The organism is Sphingomicrobium clamense (genome assembly GCF_019264355.1).
In the GTDB taxonomy this organism is placed as follows: Bacteria; Pseudomonadota; Alphaproteobacteria; order Sphingomonadales; family Sphingomonadaceae; genus Sphingomicrobium; species Sphingomicrobium clamense.
This window is the reverse complement of the sequence record NZ_JAHVAH010000001.1, coordinates 391,006-410,789: the sequence shown is the minus strand read 5'-3', so window position 1 is coordinate 410,789 and position 19,784 is coordinate 391,006. Positions and strand designations below refer to the sequence as shown.

20 protein-coding genes are annotated in these 19,784 nt (G+C 64.4%); 2 read left to right on the top strand and 18 right to left on the bottom strand.

The window, feature by feature from the left end; genetic code table 11:
- Window positions 1-26: 26 nt before the first annotated feature.
- The 17 genes from KTQ36_RS02005 to KTQ36_RS01925 form a co-directional block, all read right to left on the bottom strand.
- Window positions 27-491, bottom strand: a complete 465-nt coding sequence (locus tag KTQ36_RS02005; RefSeq protein WP_218632098.1) for a hypothetical protein — start codon at window positions 489-491, stop codon at window positions 27-29.
- Window positions 488-964 (bottom strand): prepilin peptidase, encoded by a 477-nt coding sequence (locus KTQ36_RS02000; protein WP_218632097.1) that lies wholly within the window; start codon window positions 962-964, stop codon window positions 488-490. Before KTQ36_RS02000 ends, KTQ36_RS02005 begins: the two co-directional genes overlap by 4 nt.
- Window positions 961-1,791: a tetratricopeptide repeat protein gene (locus KTQ36_RS01995; RefSeq protein ID WP_218632096.1), complete on the bottom strand. Its 831-nt coding sequence runs from the start codon at window positions 1,789-1,791 to the stop codon at window positions 961-963. Before KTQ36_RS01995 ends, KTQ36_RS02000 begins: the two co-directional genes overlap by 4 nt.
- Complete coding sequence (locus KTQ36_RS01990) at window positions 1,791-3,332, bottom strand: CHAT domain-containing protein (RefSeq protein ID WP_218632095.1); 1,542 nt, start codon at window positions 3,330-3,332, stop codon at window positions 1,791-1,793. The genes KTQ36_RS01995 and KTQ36_RS01990 overlap by 1 nt, the downstream gene beginning before the upstream one ends.
- 18 nt (window positions 3,333-3,350) lie before the next feature.
- Window positions 3,351-4,325, bottom strand: coding sequence for a type II secretion system F family protein (locus KTQ36_RS01985; RefSeq protein WP_218632094.1), 975 nt, complete (start codon window positions 4,323-4,325; stop codon window positions 3,351-3,353).
- Window positions 4,326-4,329: 4 nt separating this feature from the next.
- Complete coding sequence (locus KTQ36_RS01980) at window positions 4,330-5,301, bottom strand: type II secretion system F family protein (RefSeq protein ID WP_255554011.1); 972 nt, start codon at window positions 5,299-5,301, stop codon at window positions 4,330-4,332.
- Window positions 5,302-5,327: 26 nt separating this feature from the next.
- A complete protein-coding gene (locus KTQ36_RS01975) occupies window positions 5,328-6,635 on the bottom strand; it encodes a TadA family conjugal transfer-associated ATPase (RefSeq protein WP_218633779.1) in 1,308 nt (435 codons plus the stop codon).
- Between the two features lie 160 nt (window positions 6,636-6,795).
- Window positions 6,796-8,001: a CpaE/TadZ family protein gene (locus KTQ36_RS01970; protein WP_218632092.1), complete on the bottom strand. Its 1,206-nt coding sequence runs from the start codon at window positions 7,999-8,001 to the stop codon at window positions 6,796-6,798.
- 54 nt (window positions 8,002-8,055) lie between these two features.
- Window positions 8,056-8,670, bottom strand: a complete 615-nt coding sequence (locus KTQ36_RS01965) for a TadE/TadG family type IV pilus assembly protein (RefSeq protein ID WP_218632091.1) — start codon at window positions 8,668-8,670, stop codon at window positions 8,056-8,058.
- Window positions 8,667-9,191 (bottom strand): TadE family protein, encoded by a 525-nt coding sequence (locus KTQ36_RS01960; protein WP_218632090.1) that lies wholly within the window; start codon window positions 9,189-9,191, stop codon window positions 8,667-8,669. The genes KTQ36_RS01965 and KTQ36_RS01960 overlap by 4 nt, the downstream gene beginning before the upstream one ends.
- A gap of 7 nt (window positions 9,192-9,198) precedes the next feature.
- Complete coding sequence (locus KTQ36_RS01955) at window positions 9,199-10,872, bottom strand: pilus assembly protein TadG-related protein (RefSeq protein WP_218632089.1); 1,674 nt, start codon at window positions 10,870-10,872, stop codon at window positions 9,199-9,201.
- Between the two features lie 20 nt (window positions 10,873-10,892).
- Entirely contained in the window at window positions 10,893-11,216 is a 324-nt protein-coding gene (locus tag KTQ36_RS01950) for a hypothetical protein (RefSeq protein ID WP_218632088.1), read from the bottom strand.
- A complete protein-coding gene (locus KTQ36_RS01945) occupies window positions 11,200-12,669 on the bottom strand; it encodes a type II and III secretion system protein family protein (protein WP_218632087.1) in 1,470 nt (489 codons plus the stop codon). The genes KTQ36_RS01950 and KTQ36_RS01945 overlap by 17 nt, the downstream gene beginning before the upstream one ends.
- Entirely contained in the window at window positions 12,662-13,549 is an 888-nt protein-coding gene (gene cpaB, locus KTQ36_RS01940; protein ID WP_218632086.1) for a Flp pilus assembly protein CpaB, read from the bottom strand. Before cpaB ends, KTQ36_RS01945 begins: the two co-directional genes overlap by 8 nt.
- A 210-nt stretch (window positions 13,550-13,759) precedes the next feature.
- Window positions 13,760-13,939: a Flp family type IVb pilin gene (locus KTQ36_RS01935; protein ID WP_255553997.1), complete on the bottom strand. Its 180-nt coding sequence runs from the start codon at window positions 13,937-13,939 to the stop codon at window positions 13,760-13,762.
- An 80-nt stretch (window positions 13,940-14,019) separates the two neighbouring features.
- Window positions 14,020-14,199 carry a Flp family type IVb pilin gene (locus KTQ36_RS01930; protein WP_255553993.1) on the bottom strand — a complete coding sequence of 60 codons (180 nt, stop codon included), beginning with the start codon at window positions 14,197-14,199 and terminating at the stop codon, window positions 14,020-14,022.
- 388 nt (window positions 14,200-14,587) lie between these two features.
- On the bottom strand, window positions 14,588-15,346 hold the full coding sequence (locus KTQ36_RS01925; protein WP_218632085.1) for a DUF2569 domain-containing protein: 759 nt from the start codon (window positions 15,344-15,346) through the stop codon (window positions 14,588-14,590).
- A gap of 233 nt (window positions 15,347-15,579) precedes the next feature.
- Between KTQ36_RS01925 and KTQ36_RS01920 the strand changes: the two genes are divergently transcribed.
- Both KTQ36_RS01920 and KTQ36_RS01915 read left to right on the top strand, forming a co-directional pair.
- A complete protein-coding gene (locus KTQ36_RS01920) occupies window positions 15,580-16,950 on the top strand; it encodes a glycosyl transferase family protein (protein WP_345777649.1) in 1,371 nt (456 codons plus the stop codon).
- The gene (locus KTQ36_RS01915; protein WP_218632084.1) at window positions 16,947-18,026 is read left to right on the top strand and encodes a hypothetical protein; all 1,080 of its coding nucleotides are present in this window, start codon (window positions 16,947-16,949) and stop codon (window positions 18,024-18,026) included. Before KTQ36_RS01920 ends, KTQ36_RS01915 begins: the two co-directional genes overlap by 4 nt.
- A gap of 53 nt (window positions 18,027-18,079) precedes the next feature.
- Here KTQ36_RS01915 and KTQ36_RS01910 read toward each other — a convergent pair whose 3' ends face one another.
- Entirely contained in the window at window positions 18,080-19,768 is a 1,689-nt protein-coding gene (locus KTQ36_RS01910; RefSeq protein ID WP_218632083.1) for an ATP-binding protein, read from the bottom strand.
- Between the last annotated feature and the right edge of the window lie 16 nt (window positions 19,769-19,784).

Genomic DNA, 19,784 nt, shown 5'->3' with positions numbered 1-19,784 from the left:
TAGGGGCAAGCCCTTGGAAATTCCAGTCAATTCGCGCAGGCGGCGGCCGCGGCGTCGATCGCGGTATTGATGCCGTCGAGCGGATAATAGTCGGTAAAACGCCCGCTCACGCTGTGCCCGGTCACCCGCATCCGCTCGCCGGAACGCAGCGCGGAGACGATGGCGAGGCCCTGGCGCGCATCGCGCGTGTGCGCGAAACGCCCTTCGCCTTCGAGCATGAAGCGCGCACCGTCGACGCCCAGGATGACACTGCTTCCCTCACGCGACAGGCGGCGCAGGCGGACCGATACCGCCTGCAGCTTCCCGCCCGTATCGAAGGTGAAGTGGATCATCGGCTGGCGTTCGCGCTGGCTGTCGGGAAGATGGCGCCATGCGCGTCCCCTCGCCTCACAGCGCCCGTCGGGCAGGCGGAACGCCGCCCAGCGTCCGCCCGCGCTGATCAACTCTGGCGCCGGCTGCAGCGCGAGCGCGCTTGCCAGCGCCCAGATCATGCCGCGATCAGCCCGCGTTCGAAGGCCGCCATCGCGATCGCGCCCATCGCCACGGCGATGCCGTAGCTGATCAGGCGTCCGCGTTTCTTCTGCCCCAGCCCGACGAAGCGCGCGGTGACCGAGAAGATGATCACCACGACCCCGGCAAAGGTGATCAGCAGCAACATGATCAGCGCGTCGGTCCATAGGAACCAGACGGCGGCCGCCACGGTCAGCTTCACATCACCCCCGCCCATGATTCCGGCTGCGAATAGCCCGGTGCCAAGCGCAAGCCCGACGACGAGGATTGCGACATTCTTCCACAGATCCATTTCCGGCCCGACAACGATCGCCGCGGCAATCGCGCCGATCAGCAGGGCGAGGACGAGATAGTTGGAGATTTTCATCTTCCAGATGTCCTGCGCGGCGGCGGCCACGAGGATCGCCACAAACAGGTAGAACAGCCATTCGGGCGCCAACGCGATGAGATTCATTTGTCCCCCTCGATCCGCGCCAGGTTGGTGGCGGCACGTTCGTAATATTGGCTACGGGCTTCGATCGCGCGGGTAAAGGCCGCGATCGCCTTGCGCTGCATTCCCTGCGCTGCGGCGACGACCCCCGCATCGTTCAGCCGGGCCGCGAACTGCGCGTCGCCCTCGCCGTCTTCGCGGCGCGGGAGATCGTTGTCGAGCGCCATGCTGGCAAGCGCCAGGTTGGCGGAATAAAGCGGATTTTGGGGCTCCATGGCGAAAGCCTGGGTCAACGGACCAAGCGCCTCTTCCCATCGCCCCTGAAGCAGCATCGACCAACCGCGATTGTTGAATAACGTCGCCTGCGGCGTCACCAGCGCCTCGGCCTGGGCGTAAGCCGCATCGGCGGCAGCCCAGTCTGCGCGGCGGTCGGCCAACACGCCGAGACCGTTATAGGTGCGCCAGCGCTGGCTGCCGAGCCGGGCCGCGCGCGCCAGAAAGGCCGACGCCTGATCGTCCTTGCCAAGCGAAAGCGCCGCAAGACCGGCCCGCTCTAGCAGCACGATATCGTCGGGATGCTGGCGAAGCAGCGCCGTGGCGCGCGCGAGTGCCTGGGTATAGCGGCCGTCGGCAAAGCTCAGGTCGGCGAGCAGGCGATCGACTGGCTCCCCGCTTGCCCCCAGCCTGACTGCCTCGGCCAACATCGCGCGCGCCTGAACCGTTCGGCCCTCGGACAAGGCATAGGCCGCCTCGTCGAGCTGGGTTTGCGCCGAACGCGCATCATCCTGCGCAGCCGCGGGGCTCGCGCTGACCAGACTGAGGAACAGAAGCGCCGGGGCGCGTCGCCGCATCAGCCGCCCAGAAGCGCGGCCTGCGCGTCCTTGCCGAGATGCAGGGTCATCACTTCGACCGGCCCGGCTTGCGCCGCGATCCGGAATCCGAAGCGGGCGACCAGCGCCTTGGCATCCTCTTCGCGCCCTTTCGGATAGAAAAGGACCGAGCGGGCTCGCGCGGTGGACGACTTGCCGGTGTCGGCAACACGGACGCCTTCGGCGACCAGTCGCGTCTTGGCGCGTTCGGCCAGTTGCATCGAGTTGCCGGCACCGATCAGCATGACCGGCGCGGCCTCGACCTTGGCGCGCGTAAACTGGACCGTCGTCTTCGTGCGTGTCCGGTCGACCACTTCGGACCGGTAGGCAGGGCGCGATTCCCAGGCGGGAGTCGCGGTCGTGACGAGCGCCACCTCACCGCTGCTCATCCGTTCGAGCCGCGCGCGATCGCGCTTGGTTGCGACCGGCATCGGATGGCGCCGGGCCACTTTCGGCGCATTGAGCAGCACCGCGGGGTTGGCCGCGGTCGGCTCGACGCCTTGCGCCATCGCCAGCGGGACGTCGCGCACCACGGGCGCGGGGCCGGCATCGACGAAGGGCAGTGGTGAGGTGCGCATCGCCAGCTTGGGCGCCGGCATGACCGCGATCTCCTCGGCAGGCCGTTCCAGCGTCGCCACCGTCGGCGCTTCGAGCTTGACCTCGGCGACCTTGAGGGGGGCGGAGACCAGTTCGGGCCTCGAAGCCTTGCTGCGCGGCAGGTCGGAAATCGACACGCCTTGCTGGAGCGAACGGATTTCGACGACGCCGACATTGCGCCCCGCCATCTGCACCGAACCGGCATCGATCTGCGGCGCGTCGGGACGCAGTCCGCTTTCGGGCACGGCTTCAGGCGATAGCGTGACCAGGTCGACCACCGGCGCATCGAACTTGCCCGACGCGACGATATTCTCGTTATCGAGTGCGGGTGCGTCGGGACCCTCGACCCGGCGTGGCTGGGGCAGGCGAACGGTAATCCCGCTCGTCACGGCTTCGGCCGAGAGCGGCTTGGGCACGATGTTAAGCGAACCGGCGACCAGTTCGGGCGCGCTGGGCGGGCCGAGGAACTGGGCGGGTATGCGGGTTTCGGCGACAGCATCGGTTTGCTGGATCTGCCGTGCGCGGCCTTCGGCCATCACGCGCGCGGCGTCGACGGGGCGGCCTTGCGCGCGAAGCGAGGCGGACAGAGCGGCGTACATGCTCGGGTCCTCGGGGCTCAGCGCGAGCGCGACCTGGTAATGGTCGAGGCTGAGGTCGTAGCGCCCCATCCTGTCGTAGGCGCGCGCCATGCCGACATGCGCGAGCGCCGAGCGCGGGCTCTTGCGCAGCGCCTTGCGGTAGGATTCGATCGCGAGCCCGACATTGCCCATGCGCATCATCGCGTGCGCTTCGCCGAGCCGGTCGGCCACGCTGATGTCCTCCTGCGAGAGCGGCGATGCGATCTGGCGGACTTCGACCTGCGGTCCTGCGCAGGCGGCCAACGCGAGCGCAGTCGTCGCAGCGAGCATTCCTGTCTTGGCCATCATCGGTCTTCCCCCTTCTTCCTAGCCTCCCAGTGCCGGCCCGATGATCCGGATCATGCGGATCACCGCGGGCACCATGAGGACGCCGATCATCGTCGGCAGCATGCAGCCGACCAGCGGCACCGAGAGCAGCACCGGCAGGCGGTGCGCTTTCTCTTCGGCGCGCAAGCGGCGCTTTTCGCGCATTTCGTGCGCATAAGTTCGAAGCGTCTGCGACACGCTCGACCCCAGCTTGGTCGACTGGATCAGGAGCGTGGCGAAGGCGCGGATTTCATCGACCCCGGCACGGTCGGCCATGCGGCGCAGCGCATCTTCACGGCTGCGACCGGCACGCAGTTCGAGCACGACGGTACCGAATTGCTGCGCGAGCAAAGGATGCGATTCAGCGATTTCCTGCCCGACGCGGTTGAAGGCAGTGTCGATCCCGAGCCCCGCCTCGACACAAACGAGCATCAGGTCGAGCGCGTCGGGAAAGCCGTTCGTAATTTCGGTCCGGCGACGGTCGGCCTTGGCGCTGACGTAGACGGTCGGGATGTAGAGCCCGAACAACATCGCGATCGTTGCCGCGAAGTAACCGCCGATGAGCGTCGGCGGATTGCCGACCAGGAACATGTAGCCAATCACCAGGATCGGCATCAGGATCACCCCGACGAGGCGGACGGCGGTGTAGATCTTGGGCGCGTCGGGCGACGTGAACCCGGCTTCGATCAGCTTCTTGCGAAGCGTGTCGCTGCGCGTGTCGACGAGGTTGATCCCGGTTTTCTCGATCGTGTTGACGAAGTCGGTCCAGCGGCTCTGGACAGAATCGCTGCGAAGCGACGCCTGCCCGCGCTCGGCGGTCGGACGCGCGGTCGAGGCTTCTTCGAGGCGTTCCTTGACCGCGCTCCGCGCCGTAGCGGCCCGCGAGAAAGAATAGACCGAGAACACGATGATGACGAACAGCAGCGCCAATACCGCGAAGCGGGCAGTCTGGTTCTCGGCAAGAAATTCGATCATCGGCTCAGACTTTCAAATCGACCAGCTTGCGGATCATGAAGACCCCGATCAGCCACATCAGGATGAGGATTGCGAATGCGGGCACGAAGATCGGATCTTCGGCCACGTCGAGGAAGAAGGACGAGTTGCCCATGAAGACGATGAGCAGCGTCAGGAGCGGCAGCGAGGAAAGCATCCAAGCCGTCATTCGACCTTCGGACGACAAGGCGCGCACCTTCATCACCATCGCCTGGCGATCGCGGATCACCTTGGTCAGATTGTCGAGAATCTCGGCGAGGTTGCCGCCCGTTTCCTGCTGCACCGAAAGCGAGACGACGAACATGCGAATGTCGTCGAGGTCCCAGCGCTCCGCCATCTCGTCGAGCGCATCGCGCAGGTCGGCGCCGTAGGTTACTTCGTCGATCACCAGACCGAATTCGCTCCCCACCGGATCGGGCATCTCGGCCGTCAGCAAGTCGAGCGCTGCGGCCACCGGGTGACCTGCTCGCAGACCGCGCACGAATACGTCCAGCGCCACGGGGAATTGTTCGCCCATCTTCTTGCGGCGGCGATTGGCCATGAAGCGCAGGATGAGAAAGGGGATGGCGGCACCCAGACCGAGCGCGACGGCAGCGAGCAGCATGACCCGCCCGACATTCATCGCGTAGCCCCCGACCGAAAAGATCGCGAGCAGCGCCAGGAAGACGACGAAAGGCAGTGACATCAGCATGATGGCGATCTGGCCTGAGTTGCCGGTGACCCCGGCCTGCACGAGCAGGGTCCGAAGCGACTCGCCAATCCTGCCGATGAAGCCACCGAACCGGATGCTCGCCGCATCGTCGTCGCGGCGTAGCGCCACCATCGTTTCCTCGCGGGTGTGCCCACCCTCGATCATCTGGAGGCGCTTGTTGATCGCCGAGCCGCTCGAGCGGCTACGCGAAATGGCCGAGACCAGTCGTTCGACCAGGATCAGGACCGCCCCGAAAATGGCGGCCAAGATAATTGCGCGTAGCCAAGGCTCCATCAGTCTAACCTCGCATCGGGACGGAAGAGTTCGGGCGACAATTCGACGCCATAGGTGGCGACCTCGTCGACGAAGCGCGGACGGATGCCGGTCGCTTCGAACTTGCCCTGCACCACGCCATCGGCATCGATACCTTTCTGGCGGAAGCGGAAGATTTCCTGGAGCGTGATGACCTCGCCTTCCATGCCCGTGATTTCGGACAGGCTGGTCAGGCGGCGGCGGCCATCGGACAGGCGCGAGACCTGGATCACGACGTTGATCGCGCTGGCGATCTGGTTGCGCGCGGCGCGCGGCGAGATGTCGATCCCGCTCATCCCGATCATCTGTTCGAGACGCGAAAGGCTGTCGCGCGGCGTGTTGGCGTGAATCGTGGTCATCGACCCGTCATGGCCGGTGTTCATCGCCTGAAGCATGTCGAACGCCTCGCCGGCGCGAACTTCGCCGACGATGATGCGATCGGGGCGCATGCGAAGCGCGTTCTTGACGAGGTCGCGCTGCGTGATCTCGCCGCGCCCTTCGATATTGGGCGGTCGCGTTTCGAGCCGCGCGACATGGTCCTGCTGCAGCTGGAGTTCAGCGCTGTCCTCGATCGTCACGATCCGCTCGTGATGATCGATGAATGCACTCATTGCGTTGAGCATGGTCGTCTTACCCGAACCGGTACCACCGGAGATGAGCACGTTGCGGCGTGCCTTGACCACGGCGCGCAGGCACATGGCGACGCTTTCGGGAACCGAGCCGATTTCGACCAGCCGTTCGAGGCTGATCGGAACCTTGGCGAACTTACGGATCGAGAGCAGCGAACCGTCGAGCGCCAGCGGCGGAACCACCGCATTGACGCGGCTGCCGTCGGCGAGACGGGCATCGACCAGCGGCGCGCTTTCGTCGATCCGTCGGCCGACGTTCGACACGATCTTCTGGATGATCCGGAAGAGGTGCTTCTCGTCCTTGAACTTGACCGGCGACGCTTCGAGCGTGCCGTAACGTTCGACGTAGATATTGTCGTAGCCGTTCACCAAGATGTCGGTGATCGTCGTATCCTTGAGCAGCGGCTCAAGCGGTCCGAGGCCGAGCAACTCGTCGAGCACGTCCTCGGCCAGTTGCTTGCGCTCGTTAAGGTTGAGCGCGTGACTGCGTTTTTCAAGTTCTTCGGCGACGATATCGCCAATTTCGTCGGCGATCTGCGCGCGGCTCATTGCCTCGAGCGCGGCGAGGTTGATCTGGTCGAGTAGCGCCTGGTGCAGTTCGACCTTGAGCTCGGTATGATGGTCGCGCTTGGCGAAGGCGCCGGCATCGCCGACATTCATCAGCTTCCGCTTGGCCTCGCGATCGCGCTCGGCGGCATCGTCGTCCTGCTTGTCGAAGCTGTGCGGATCGAGCGCTTCATGCACTTCCTTGGCATGCTCGTCCTCGGCGCCAGGATCGTATTTCGGTCGTTTGATCTGCCACATGCCCATAATCCTACCCCTATCGCTCCAGTCCCAGAGCGCCCGCGAGGCCTGAATCGAGAATGTCGAGATCCTTGCCGAGGGCACTCCGACGCTTGACCTCCGCGATGGGCACGCCGCGTTCCAGCGCCTCGCTCATCGTCTGGTGGTCGTTGCAGATCGTATAGGCGACCTCGCGTCCCAACACGGACTCCGCATCCGAGCGTGTCAGTTTCTTGAACAGTCCCTTTTCGAAGCGGTTGACAACCACTCGCACGTCGATGTCGCCAAGACCCTGGCTGTTGAGCAGGTCGAGCTGGCGCCGCGCGCGGTTGAGCGAGGGGATCGACAGTTCGGTCACCATCAACACCATGTCGGCGCGCGTCATCAGCGACAGCGACCAGTTGGTCCAGTTCATCGGAAGATCGACGAACACCGTCCCGAACTCTGCCTTGGCAAGATTGAGAATGCGAAACGCATGCTCCGCGCTCAGGCTTTCCAGCGGCAGGATCTCGTTGGGCGCGGACACGATCTTGAGCCCCGAGGGATGATCGGTCGCGACCGTGCGCATCAACGCGCCGTCGAGCCGCTCTTCGGCCTGGATCAGGTCGGCGAGCGTCAGGCGCGGTTTCAGCCCCAGCACGAAGGCCGCGTCCCCGAATTGCATGTCCATGTCGAGCAGGCAGGTTTCGCGACCCGCCGCCGCCTCGTTGGCGGCGAAGCGCGTGGCCAGCTGGGTCGAGAGCGCGGTCGCACCGACCCCGCCTTCGGACTTGATGACCATGATCGATTTTTCGAGCCCGACATGCGCGCTACGCGTCTTCGTCGCCAATTCGCTCGCGATCGGCTGCACCGAGGTTTCGAGGTCGGCAATGTCGAGCGGCAGGGGAATGACGTCGTGGGCGCCCGCGCGCACGAGCTGACGCACGAACGATAGCGGGGGATCGAACGCGGCGGCGAGCATGGGCACATCGGTGGCACGCGCCAGCGCGCCAAACTGCGCGACGGTCGCAGGGTCGTCGGTCGCGACCTGGACGACGGCGGCAGCCGAATCGGCGACGTCTTCGACACCGGGGAACCCGCCCTCGTCGATGATCGACAATTCGATCGGGAAGCCGGCGACCTCGACCCCGGCCAGTGCCCCGGGATCGCCTGCAGCCCCGGTCAGGAACAGCTTGACGGGCGGACTATATCCCCCCGCGTGCCAGCCCCTGGCTTCATGAGCATTGGGATCGATCTTCGACATTCCTTGTCCTTCGTTCATACGCGTTGGCGTCCAGCCCTCCGGGCGCCGCTACCGTTAATAAGATGCCGCACCAGCCTGATCCTCTCCGGTCATACTGGTCCGTACTGGCGGGATGGTGACGTTGGCGAATAGCAGGCTCGTCACCGGTGAAAAGGTCAGGCCCGAGACTTCGACTTCGACCGTGGGCGACAGGTCCGGGCCGTTGGGATCGCCGGCAAAACCGAGCCCCGAACCAAGGTACGAGACCGTGACGTTTCCCGCGCCAATGCGACTGAAGTGGTTGGTCATGCGCGCCACGATCGTGTTGAAGGCAGCTCCGTTGTAAGAGCGGCTGCCTTTGCACGGAGCCGTGGCACAGGTGCACTGCGTGTCGTCGCACTCGATGACGCCCAGCGCGCTCGCGGGGATGATGTCGCCCTGGCCCAGCATCCCGGTGCCGGGATCGTGGCCGACATAGCTTTCGGTCGCGATCGAATTGTCGACCGGGGCCGTCACCACCGCCATGCGCGCGCCGACCTGGGTCGCCTTCTTGATCGTGTTGAGTTCCCACAGCAAGCGGCCGGCATCGACAATGCCGAGCAGCAGGATCAGGAACAGCGGGACGACGAGCGCGAACTCGGCCGCCGAGGCACCGCGCTGATCGCGCAGGAGGTGGGCGAACAGCCTCATACGCCGTTCACCGTGGTCTGTTGATCGGCATTGAGCCAGATTCCGCCCGAGGGAAAGCCGTATACGAAGCCGAACAGGCTCTGATAGGGCACCGCGGCGTCGATCGTGACGACCGGGGCTTCGCCGGCACTCGTATAGATGCCTCCGACGGGGACGTGCGAGCCGCTGCCCGGCTTGGTCTCCATCTGGCTGATGCAGGTGAAAGTGACGTTGAACGTTCCCTCGTCCATGCGCGGAAGCCTGTCTTCGGTACCGTTCACCTTGCCTGTGCGCACGACCTCGATGATGTCGCCCTGCGTGGTCGCGTCCATCGCACCGCCGCATGGATAGTCGGAAAAGCCCTGGCGCGAGGCAAAGCGGGCACCGTCGCGCACGCTCTCGGTCAGCTTGTGCTCGTTATAGAAGTAGAAACCCGCCTCGGTCGCGCCGAACAGGATCGCGAAGAAAACCGGCAGCGAGAGCGCAAGCTCCGCAGCCGCCGAGCCGCGCTTCGAGTTCCAAAGGTCGAGATGCCACCCCATCACCCGACTACCTCAGCAGATAGGGCTTGTCGCGGCGAACGACGGTGGCGTTGGTCCCGCCATCGACTTCGACCTCTTCGATATATTCGACGTAGACGTCTTTCTCGCGCGTATAGAGATTGGGCTCGCTGCCCGACCCGCGCTTGATCGAGGGTTCGACGAGGAACACGTTGATCCAGGTCGCCACGGGCACGTCGACACTTTTGCCCTTCACGTCGAGCGACTGGCAGTTGAGCACCGCGACCGCGATCACGCGGCGATCGGGCTGTCCGGTATCTTCGTCGATGTCGACTCCCGGGACGCCGTCGGCAGGGCGCGAGAAAGCGCGGTTGTTGCCGGTGCCGACCTGCTGCGCATGGTCGATCCCGAAATTGTCGGTCCCGTTCATGTGCGTGGGATTGTCGATTTCCCAACGATAGACGTCATAACGGCGCGGAAGCGGGTCGCCTGCGGTCCAGCCCATCGCGGCCTTCCACTGCGCGTTGTTCCAGCCATAATTGACGCGGAAATAGGCGTCGCGGTCCCATTGGCCCGTGCCCTCGATATCGCATGAATGAACACCGAATTTGCCCGTGTGGCAGAAGTCATGCGGATAGCCCATCGCTTCGGGATCGAGCGATCCGTCGGACGGCAGTGCCATCTGCTGGTCCGGTGTCGAGGTGTCGCCATCATGATCGCCGAAGAGCGGATCGAACGGGATGAAATCCTCGAACCCCTTATTCCCGGTGCAGCCGCTGGCGTTGGACACGCAGGTCAGGTCCTTGCGCGTGTTGACCGCCGGCGAACAGACGCCGCCCGGCGTGTTGGGACAGTTCGACCCGTTGGCGAATACGTCGTGGCGCGTGTTGAGCGACGAAAGTACGGAAGTGGTCATGCCAGGCTTGGTGGTGACACCCGACGTGTTCTGGCAAACGCCCGGCGGCGTGTTGTAGCCAAGCGCTCCCTTGAGCGCGTTGGCGCCATTGCCGATCTGCGCCTCGAGCCAGCCGAAGTTGCCCGGTACGGTCGCATCGCCCGTGACAAGGCGCAGGCCCACGCCATGCGCCGGATTATAGGGCAGCAGGTCGTTGGTGTTGCCGGCCGGCTCCTGCGGGTTGCACAGCATCACCGGCGGCGTCTTGCAGATCGCAGAGCTGATCGATGCCAGCGCCGTGCCGCTCAGGTCACCCGAGCTGACAGCGGCGACGACAGGGGTCAGCGCGAAATTGACGCTGCGTCCGCCGACCGTGACTTCGACGACGTTGGCCGTCTCGTCGGTCGTCGCGACCGCGCCATAGGTATCGGTCGCGGTATTATAGCTTTCGTAGAAGGTGATGTTGGCGGTCGCCGCGCAGTCGTCGACTGCATAAGTCAGCGCGCTATTGACCGCGCCGCTGCCATCGAATGTCTCGTCAATCCACAAGCGCGTGGTGCCGCCGTCGTTGGACAGATAGGACTTGTTCTCAACCAGGCGACGCGCCGCCGCTTTGGCGCGCGAACAGGCATAGTCGACACCGTCGAGCTGCGTTGCCGCGGCCAGCGCTGCCTGGTCGGCCGCATTCTGCAATTCGGTGTCGAGCGAGGCCATGCGCGCATAATCGAACGCGATGCCGCCTGCGGCGAGCAGGCCGAACAAACTGACTGCGAGGGTGGGCGCAATCGCGCCTTCCTCATTCCATACCAATTCCCACCGAGCCATCATGTCTCACCTTTGCTAGCCCCCTAGCGCGGTCCCGTCGCGGCCCCCAGGCCGCCGAAACCTCCGCCGCCGCCGCCAATCCCGCCGGCACCACCAGCGCCGCCAGCGCCGCCAGCGCCGCCAGCGCCGCCGCCTGTGCCGGTCCGATGCGCTTCGGCCGCACTGGCCGCGCGTTCACCATTGTCGCCGGGCTTGGCGTCGTCTTCATCATAGGTCGGCGTCGGGTCGATGACCTGCGCCGTCTTGTTGTACGCTACTGCTTCCCCGTAATTATAGGCGACCGGTGCACATGCACCGAGGCCGACGGTGACGAGCAGGACTGCTCCAAGCTTAATAGTCGTGCCCATATTCACCCTCCATGCTTTCCGGATCGACGGTCGCCATACCGCCATCCACCGTATTGGCGCGCGGTCCGGCGACGCATTCCTCGCCGACCGGGCACCATACTTCACTCACCGTGCCCGGCTCGACCTGCGAAGCGGGGACGGAACTATCAGTGCGTCCGAGCAAGAACAGGTCGACTTCGTCGGGCGCAGTCGTCAGATCGGTCGGCGCTGCGAGCGAGCCTGCGGGGACCGGTCGCACGAGGCGTGGCGTCACGATGATGACCAGTTCGGTTTCCTCTCGGCGGAAACCGGTCGAGCGGAACAACGATCCGATGATCGGCAGGCTGCCGAGGATCGGGAACTGGTTGACCGTATCCTGGAAATCGGTCCGCAGCAGGCCGGCGAGCGCGAAGCTTTCGCCGTCACGCAACTCGACCGTCGTGATCGCGCGGCGGGTCGATAGACCCGGCACGACGAGGCCGTTGACCGAAATCGAAGCCGAAGGATCGATCGAACTGACCTCGGGCGCGACGACGAGATTGATCACCCCGTCGGCAAGTACCGTCGGCGTGAAGTTGAGCGCCACACCGAAGGGCTTGAACTCGACGGTGATCGCAGTGCCGCCGGTGCCGCTGATGTCGCCCGATTGCGCGACCGGGATCGGGAATTCGCCGCCGGCAAGGAAGCTCGCCGTCTCACCCGAAAGCGCGACTAGCGTGGGCTCGGCCAGTGTCGTTACGAAGCCCTTGCGCTCAAGCGCGTCGAGCTGCGCGAAGAAGCTTGCGCCGAGAATATCGAAGACTCCCTCGATGCCGCCATAGGCACCGGCAAGCGGCGCACCGAAGCCACCCGAGACATCGGGTACCGGATCATTGTCGATGAAGTTCCAATTCACGCCCAGATCCTTGAGCGCGGACCGCCTGACTTCGCTGAACCGGACCTCGAGCATCACTTGCTGCGAGGAGCCGACCGACATCATGTTGATAATGTTGCCGGGGGCGTAGGATTCAGCGAGTTGCACTGCCCGATCGGCAGCGACGGACGACGACACGATACCATCGAGCACGATCGATTCATTGACCATGCGGACGCCGACATCGTCATCGGGCATCAGCTCACCGAGATGGCGGCGCAGGCCGTTAACGTCGGGTCCGACCGCAATGTCGACGACCGCGATCAATCGGTTATTGCGATCGTAGAGCGTCATGGACGTGGTACCGAGAGACTTGCCCAGGACGTAAAGCGACTGGTCGGTCAGCGGCAGGACGTCGGCGATTTCAGGATTCCCGATCAGCGCGCGGCTGAACGGGCGATCCATCCGAAGCACTTGGCTTTTGTTGACCGGGACCGCGAGCTCGCCGGCGTGGACGCCTTCGGCTTCGCCGATGATCTGCGCCGCTGCGGGCGTTGCCACCGCGGTGGCGCTGGCCATGAGGCCTGCGGCTAGAGCCGCAAGGATCGTGTTCTTACTCATATTCCCCCACCTCGTAGCTTTGGCTGGCAGTGCCCCGGACGACGTCGACGGACGGCCTGGGCGGCGGCGCGGGACGCGGCACCGGACGCACCGGGCGGCGCTGCGCCGCAGGCCGTTGCTGTTCGGGCACGCGTCCCGCCGCATTGCGCGACAATTCGTAGCGAAGGTCGTCGAGGCTGACCGTCTCGACCCGTCCGATATTTTCCTCGACCCCCGGCTTGCGGAGAATCAGGCTGAGCGTGCCAAGCTGCTGGCCAAGCACTAGCTTTTGCGCATCGACCGGAGTCACCTCGAGAGTGGCGGTGTTCGAAACGACCGCATTCCCCGACGCGTCGTCTTGCGCACGCTGGTCCATGGCAATCACGCGCACGTTCTGCAGCAGCACGTCGGTGACGGTACCACCACCGCCGCCGATCGCCTGGCGCGTGATGACCACATCAACCGTGTCGTTGGGATGGATGAAGCCCGCGACGCCGGAGATCGCGTTGATCTGAACCGTGGTCGCGCGCATGCCTTCGGGAAGGATGGCAGCGAGCGATGCACCCTCGCCTTCGCCAGTCAGGTCAGCGGCGAGGAGCGGCTGGTTGACCTGTAGCGGACGCAGCACATGACGCGTCTGGCCGTCGGGCATCAATTCTTCCAGCGAAGCATAGGTGCCCGGCGGAAGCGTGTCTGTGGGATAGTCGGCGAAGCGAACATCCTGTTCCTGGATGGCCTCGCCATAATTCATAGGCCGAGCCGCGATCGCGACGCGTGTCGTGCCAACATTCGCTTGTTCGATCCGGCGTTCCTGCGCGGAGAAGTAGCTGTTGGCGAGATACACTGCGACTGCGCCCAACAGGACCGCGATGGCGACGGCAATGAGTGACGATCGTTGCATGTTCGTCTCACCCCCCGTTTGTTTAACGTTTAACCTGTATCAGTTATCGCGCCGGAATCCTACCTTTTCCGTCGAAAACGCGACTTGGCCCTTTTAGTTGTGTCGAGAAAGCGACACTCATGCAGCCAGAAACCCCGAAGCCAGAGAAGGAAAAAGCGGCCGGCCGAAGGACGGCCAGCCGCTTTCCTTTTCACCGGATGCGGTCAGCCCTTAGCAGGTCTGGCCGTCGGTCGCGATGCAGCTTGCGGCATCGTTCATCGCAGTCGCGATGGCGCCACCCAGCGTGATCGCGGCAAGCGCGACGGCCGAGCCGACGATGGCCAGGATCAGCGCATATTCCGCAGCCGAAGCACCCGACTCGTCTTTGATCATGTTCACGAAATTCTTCATATTCTCACTCCAGTAAAAAAGAGACGGCGGAAGAGTTCTGAGCGTTCAGAAACACTCCCGCCGTCATATGACCCCAAAAATTAGCAGGTCTGGCCGTCGGTCGCGATGCAGCTTGCGGCATCGTTCATCGCATTCGCGATGGCGCCGCCCAGCGTGATCGCGGCAAGCGCGATGGCCGAACCGACGATGGCGAGGATCAGCGCATATTCAGCGGCCGAAGCACCCGACTCGTCTTTGATCATCGAAACAAAGTTTTTCATTTTCAGTCCCCTACTCACCCTAGATGTTCAGAACCGTCAGGCCTTCGAGGCCGACGCCCGATACTCACCGTCCCTGTTCGTCCGGGATCCTGATACGCAGGAAATTCACCCCCCCGAAAACACGGATTGCCCGCATCGGATGACCTGACGCTGGCGCCACATTAATTTTCTGTCAACCACTTCGATTTAACAGCGATTAAACCGATCGCGGCGCATGGGAACTTAACAAGGGTTAGGAACCGCGCAAATCTGCACATTTTGGGAGGGTCGCGTCAGTCACGTCACACCCGAAAACTGTTTCAATTCGGGACGCAAGTCACCAGCTCGAAGCCGTAACGACCTGAACTGAATCGGATTTTTAGGGGTGTCGGGTAGCCGACTCAGAAGTCTACGCGGCGATTCGGCGGCGATACGTGACGTTTACCCGTTGCGAGAGGATCAGATAGGGCAGCCACAGGCCGACGCTGATCAGCACCTTCTTCACATTGCCCTCGAGCAGCGCATGGAGCGGCTCGGCCACCGCCACGGGCAGCCCTTCCGCCGTTACCAGTTCGGCAATCACGAGCTGCATCGCCAGGTCGAACGCCCACACGCTCATCAGCAGCATCGGAAAGATCGGCGCGCGCTTGAGCGCGGCGACGAACACGACCGTATAGAGCGACGTCATGATCACGACGTCGGCAGTCATCAGGAGATGCAAGGTCGAGAGCCACGCCGGAACGTCGGCCGGGATTGCCGGAATTGCGACGAGATATTCCGCGAGACGCACAGGCACGTTGAGCAGGATGCCGATCAGCAGGGAGACCATGAAGCCGTTGGGCCCGTAAAGCGGATGCGCCTTCGCTTCGTCGAGGCTGACGGCCTGCCACTTCCCTACCGGATCGAACCTCACCTGCCGCGCCGACATGCGATCGGTGTCGGCGAACCATTTGAGCGCGAAGCTGATCGAGAGCAGCGGCGCAACAGTGACGAGGATGTAGGGGAATGCAGTCCCCACGCCGGTCTCGCCACCGCCCATCGTCGCCAGCCCGACCCGCATCGAGCAGGCCGACATGGCCAAGAGCAGCCAGATGGTCATGATTTTGTTGAGCCCGCCCTCGAGCCCCGCCAACAGGCGGCCGGCGCGAGCCGATAGCGAAAGGGACATGGACTGAATCATCGGGCGCGCAATCTCTTCTTGTTGGCGTCGCCCCTGACTACGCCGTTAACCTTATCATTCGGTAAAGCGCCCGACGAAGGCGGCAGTTCCCATCGTTACGCCTGCAAATCGACAGGCCTTGTCGAACTCGATCCATTATGACATGTGTCATGGCGCTCGGTTAGTCGACGGGAGTCGAAGTTGGTCCGGGCGTACTCATTCCATCTAGGAAATTCGGTCGCGTGACGTTGGCGAATATTCTCGCCGCCGTCGCAGGGGAGCTGGCGCTGTTCGCGGCGGTCGGTTTCTTCGTCTTCGCGCTCGACGACCTGCTCGTCGACATCCTCTATCTGACACGCCGTTTCTGGCGCAGCGCGACGATCTATCGACGTCACCCCCGCGCCTTCGCCGATCGCATGGCGGCGCCGGCGCAACCCGGCTGGTTCGCGATCTTCGTGCCGGCCTGGGATGAGAGCGCGGTGATCGGCGACATGCTCCGCGCGACGCTGGAGCGGTTCGGGGACGGAGATTATCGCATCTTCGTCGGCCAAAATCGCAATGACGAAGCGACTGCGCTTGAGATCTTGCGTGTCGACGATGCGCGCATCCAGCCGGTCGAGATCGACGCCGACGGCCCGACCAGCAAAGCCGATTGCCTCAACCATCTCTACGACGCGCTGGTCGCGCATGAATGGGGGCTCGATCGCCCCGCCAAAGCCATCGTCCTTCACGACGCCGAGGACCTGGTCCACCCGCTCGAACTCATCCTTTTCGACCGACTGGTCGAACGAGCAGCGGCGGTCCAGCTCCCGGTCGTGCCGCTGATCCACCCTGCATCCCGGTGGATCAGCGGCCATTATTGCGACGAGTTTGCCGAGGCGCACGGCAAGGAACTGGTGGTGCGCGAAGCGGTCGGCGCGGCGATCCCGCTCGCCGGGGTCGGTTGTGCGATCGAACGCGGCGCCTTGTCGAAACTGGCCGCCGAGCGCGAGGGCAAGCCCTTTGCCGCCGAGAGCCAGACCGAGGATTACGAACTCGGGCTCCGCCTCGGGGCGCTCGGTTTGAAGACGCTGTTCGTGCGCATCCCCGCCGTCGCGGGCGAAGAGGCGGTCGTCGCCTTCGCCGGTCACTTCCCCTCCACGCTCGACACGGCAGTGCGGCAGAAGGCGCGATGGATCGGCGGGATTGCGATGGCCGGCTGGGACCGGATGGGTTGGGGCGGCAGGCTGGGCGAGCGATGGATGCGCATGCGCGACCGCCGCGGCCCGCTCGCCGCCTTCCTGCTGCTGACCGGCTATCTCGCCTTGTTCCTGTGGAGCCAGCTCTGGCTTGCCAGGGCGATGGGGGCGCCGATCGACGTTTCGATCAATCCGCTGCTCGGGATCCTGCTTGGCGCCAACCTCGTGCTGCTCTTGTGGCGGCTCCTCATGCGCATGATGTTCACCGCGCGCACCTACGGCCTCAAGGAAGGGTTCCTGGCAGCGCCCCGGCTAATCGTCGGGAACGTCATCGCAATCCTCGCCGCCTGGCGCGCCTTCCGGCTCCACGTGTCCGACAAGCCGCAGCGCTGGGACAAGACCCGCCACATCTTCCCCGGAAAGGCGATGACTTGAGCAGCTCCGTCCGCTTTTTGGCGATGGCCATTGCCGCCTGGGCGGGCGTTCGCGCCGTCGCCTTCGCCTTCGATCCCTCGCACGATGCCGTCGCCGCGACGCTCGACGAGGACCTTCTCGCGGCTGCACAGGGGCAGTCCGCCCCGGCGCTGGCACCACCCCCGCCAGCGCCGGGCATTTACCAGTCGCCCGCGACCTTCGGACAATATCCCCATTGGATGCCGCCCCCGGGCTGGTCACCGCCGCCCGCGCAGCCGCAGGTCATCCGCATCGTGCAGGCACCAGCCTATCCCGCTGCTGGCGCGCTCCCCGCCACCTATTATCCGCAAACGGCCTATTTTCCGCAGCCCATGGCCGCACCCGCATCCGGCGCATCGGTCGCGCCGATCACCACTAGCGCAGCCGTCCTGCCCACGGCGACACCGCCGCTCGAGCCTGCCAAGGTCTCGATGCTGGACCGCCTGAAGATTCACGGCTGGGGACACTTCCGCCAAGAAACCGGCGAAGCGACCGGTCCCGGCCTTGCCCCCGGCGGCACGCTAGGCGGCAGCCAGGCGGGGGCGCGAGTGCTCTACAATGTCGCTCCCGGCCTCGACGTTAGCGCGCGCTATGTCAGCTCGATCGGCAACATCAGAGGATCCGAGGCAGCGCTGGGTGTTCGCTACCAACCCTTTGCGAGGCTCCCGCTCGCACTGACCGCCGAGCGCCGCCAGCGGATCGACGGGGTCGGGCGCAGCGACTTTGCCGCCTTTGCCGAATATGGCGCTTACGGCGTTGACCTGCCCGCAGACTTCACCGCCGCCGGCTTTGCGCAGGCGGGCGTCGTCGGGGTCGACGACATGGACTGGTTCCTCGATGCGCAGCTGACCGCCACGCGGCCGCTCTGGCGCGACCTTAAGGTCGGCGGTGGCATCTGGACAGCGGCGCAACCCGGCCTCAACCGCGTCGACATCGGCCCGCGCCTGTCGATGCCGATCGGCTATGGGCTGCAGCTCAACGCGGACTATCGCGTCAACGTCGCCGGCAACGCCGCGCCGGGCGACGGCGCCGCCGTCACCATCGAGGGCGACTTCTAAAGAAAAGGGCGCCGCAATCGCGACGCCCTTCCTCTGTGTCAGGTTTTCGCGGTTTACTTACCGTGGCCACGCCAGCGTTTGATCGTGCGATCGATGATGCCTTCTTCGTCGCCGGTCTCGCGCCAGCCATCGGCGAAGCTCGGGTCGGACGAGGCCGGACGCTTTTCGGCTTCGAGCGTGTCGAAGTTCACGCGGATCGGGATGTTCACCCCTTCGCCCGAACAGATGACTTCGCGGTTACGAAGCGCGGGAATCGCGTCGAGGAAGCCCTTGGCGCCCTCGGGCATCGCAGCACGCACGCAGTCCTGGTCGCGTTCGTTGTTGAGACGCATGGAAAGCAGGGTGCCGCACTGTGACAGCACGCCTTCCGCCAAGTCGGACGGGCGCTGGGTGATCAGACCAAGGCTGACGCCATACTTACGGCCTTCCTTCGCGATCCTTTCGAGGATGCGGCGGACCGCCTGGCCCTTCATATTCTCGCTATTGTCCTTGGGGACGTAGCGGTGCGCCTCTTCGCAGACGAGCAGCAGCGGACGCTGCGCCTCGTTGCGCGACCAGATGGCATAGTCGAACACCATCCGCGCAAGCACCGACACCACGGTCGAGGTGACTTCCGACGGCACGCCCGAGATATCGATGATCGAGATCGGCTTGCCGTTGGCGGGCAGGCGGAAGATCTTCGCGATGAAGGGCGCCATCGTGTCACCGACCATCATGCCCGAGAACATGAAGCTGTAGCGCGGGTCAGATTTGAGCTCGTCGAGCTTGGTCTTGAGCCGCTGGAACGGCGCGGTCTCGTTGGCGCGATCCAGTTTGCCCATCTCGTTGACGATGATCGAGTTGAGGTCGGTCAGCAGATAGGGAATCGGGCTGTCGACCGTGACCTTGCCATATTGTTCGGACAGCTTGTTACGCTGGCGCGCTTCGAGCAGGCACTTGGCAAGGATGTCGGCATCGCGCTGACGCTCCTTGTCCGAACTGGTCAGCATGACTTCGCAATGTTCCTCGAAGTTCATCAGCCAGTAGGGCAGCTTCAGATTATCGACGTTGAAGATTTCGCCCGCGCCCTTGAAGGCGGCGGCATATTCGCCGTGCGGGTCGATCATCACGATGTGACCCTCGGGGCTATGCTCCGAAATGCGGTGGAGGATCAGCGAGACCGAGGTCGATTTACCGGTACCGGTCGAGCCGAGCACCGCGAAGTGCTTGCCCAGCATCGGATCGATATAGAGCGCGCCGCGAATATCGTCGGTCGGATAGACCGTGCCGATCTCGACGTGCGGACGATCGTCGGCCGCGAACACCTGGCGGAGGTCTTCGGTGGTAACGGGATGGACTTCGGCGCCCGGGATCGGGAAGCGGGTGACACCGCGCTTGAAGCTCGACAGCTTGCCATGCTCGTCGCGCGTGCCTTCGCCGAGGAAGTCGACCTTGGCGATGACCTTGCCGCCCTGGCCGGCATGCATGGTGCGCACGTTGGCGATCAGCCAGTTGCGCCCGACCGCCATCTTGACCTGGCTACCCACCTGGCCCGACATCTGCAGCGCCGGATCCTGGCATTCGCCCAGCTCGATCAGCCGCCCGGCATCGATGATGATCGAGGAGCCCGAGCCCGCAATCTCGGCGACGTGGCCGATCAGGCCCTGATTTTCGGAGTTCGTAATGTCCTGCTTTTCGGCTTCATCCTGGCTGAAGCTCGACAGTTCGTTGACGAAGTCCTGGAGGTTCGACCCTTCGCTCATGCAATCCCCGTTCAAA

Bases quoted from the DNA above. Each gene is read 5' to 3' on its own strand.
- KTQ36_RS02005 (WP_218632098.1), bottom strand. From the start codon at position 491: ATGATCTGGGCGCTGGCAAGCGCGCTCGCGCTGCAGCCGGCGCCAGAG.
- KTQ36_RS02000 (WP_218632097.1), bottom strand. From the start codon at position 964: ATGAATCTCATCGCGTTGGCGCCCGAATGGCTGTTCTACCTGTTTGTG.
- KTQ36_RS01995 (WP_218632096.1), bottom strand. From the start codon at position 1,791: ATGCGGCGACGCGCCCCGGCGCTTCTGTTCCTCAGTCTGGTCAGCGCG.
- KTQ36_RS01990 (WP_218632095.1), bottom strand. From the start codon at position 3,332: ATGATGGCCAAGACAGGAATGCTCGCTGCGACGACTGCGCTCGCGTTG.
- KTQ36_RS01985 (WP_218632094.1), bottom strand. From the start codon at position 4,325: ATGATCGAATTTCTTGCCGAGAACCAGACTGCCCGCTTCGCGGTATTG.
- KTQ36_RS01975 (WP_218633779.1), bottom strand. From the start codon at position 6,635: ATGAATGTCGGCGATGCCGGCGCCTTCGCCAAGCGCGACCATCATACC.
- KTQ36_RS01970 (WP_218632092.1), bottom strand. From the start codon at position 8,001: ATGTCGAAGATCGATCCCAATGCTCATGAAGCCAGGGGCTGGCACGCG.
- KTQ36_RS01965 (WP_218632091.1), bottom strand. From the start codon at position 8,670: ATGAGGCTGTTCGCCCACCTCCTGCGCGATCAGCGCGGTGCCTCGGCG.
- KTQ36_RS01960 (WP_218632090.1), bottom strand. From the start codon at position 9,191: ATGGGGTGGCATCTCGACCTTTGGAACTCGAAGCGCGGCTCGGCGGCT.
- KTQ36_RS01955 (WP_218632089.1), bottom strand. From the start codon at position 10,872: ATGATGGCTCGGTGGGAATTGGTATGGAATGAGGAAGGCGCGATTGCG.
- KTQ36_RS01950 (WP_218632088.1), bottom strand. From the start codon at position 11,216: ATGGGCACGACTATTAAGCTTGGAGCAGTCCTGCTCGTCACCGTCGGC.
- KTQ36_RS01945 (WP_218632087.1), bottom strand. From the start codon at position 12,669: ATGAGTAAGAACACGATCCTTGCGGCTCTAGCCGCAGGCCTCATGGCC.
- cpaB (WP_218632086.1), bottom strand. From the start codon at position 13,549: ATGCAACGATCGTCACTCATTGCCGTCGCCATCGCGGTCCTGTTGGGC.
- KTQ36_RS01935 (WP_255553997.1), bottom strand. From the start codon at position 13,939: ATGAAGAATTTCGTGAACATGATCAAAGACGAGTCGGGTGCTTCGGCT.
- KTQ36_RS01930 (WP_255553993.1), bottom strand. From the start codon at position 14,199: ATGAAAAACTTTGTTTCGATGATCAAAGACGAGTCGGGTGCTTCGGCC.
- KTQ36_RS01925 (WP_218632085.1), bottom strand. From the start codon at position 15,346: ATGTCCCTTTCGCTATCGGCTCGCGCCGGCCGCCTGTTGGCGGGGCTC.
- KTQ36_RS01910 (WP_218632083.1), bottom strand. From the start codon at position 19,768: ATGAGCGAAGGGTCGAACCTCCAGGACTTCGTCAACGAACTGTCGAGC.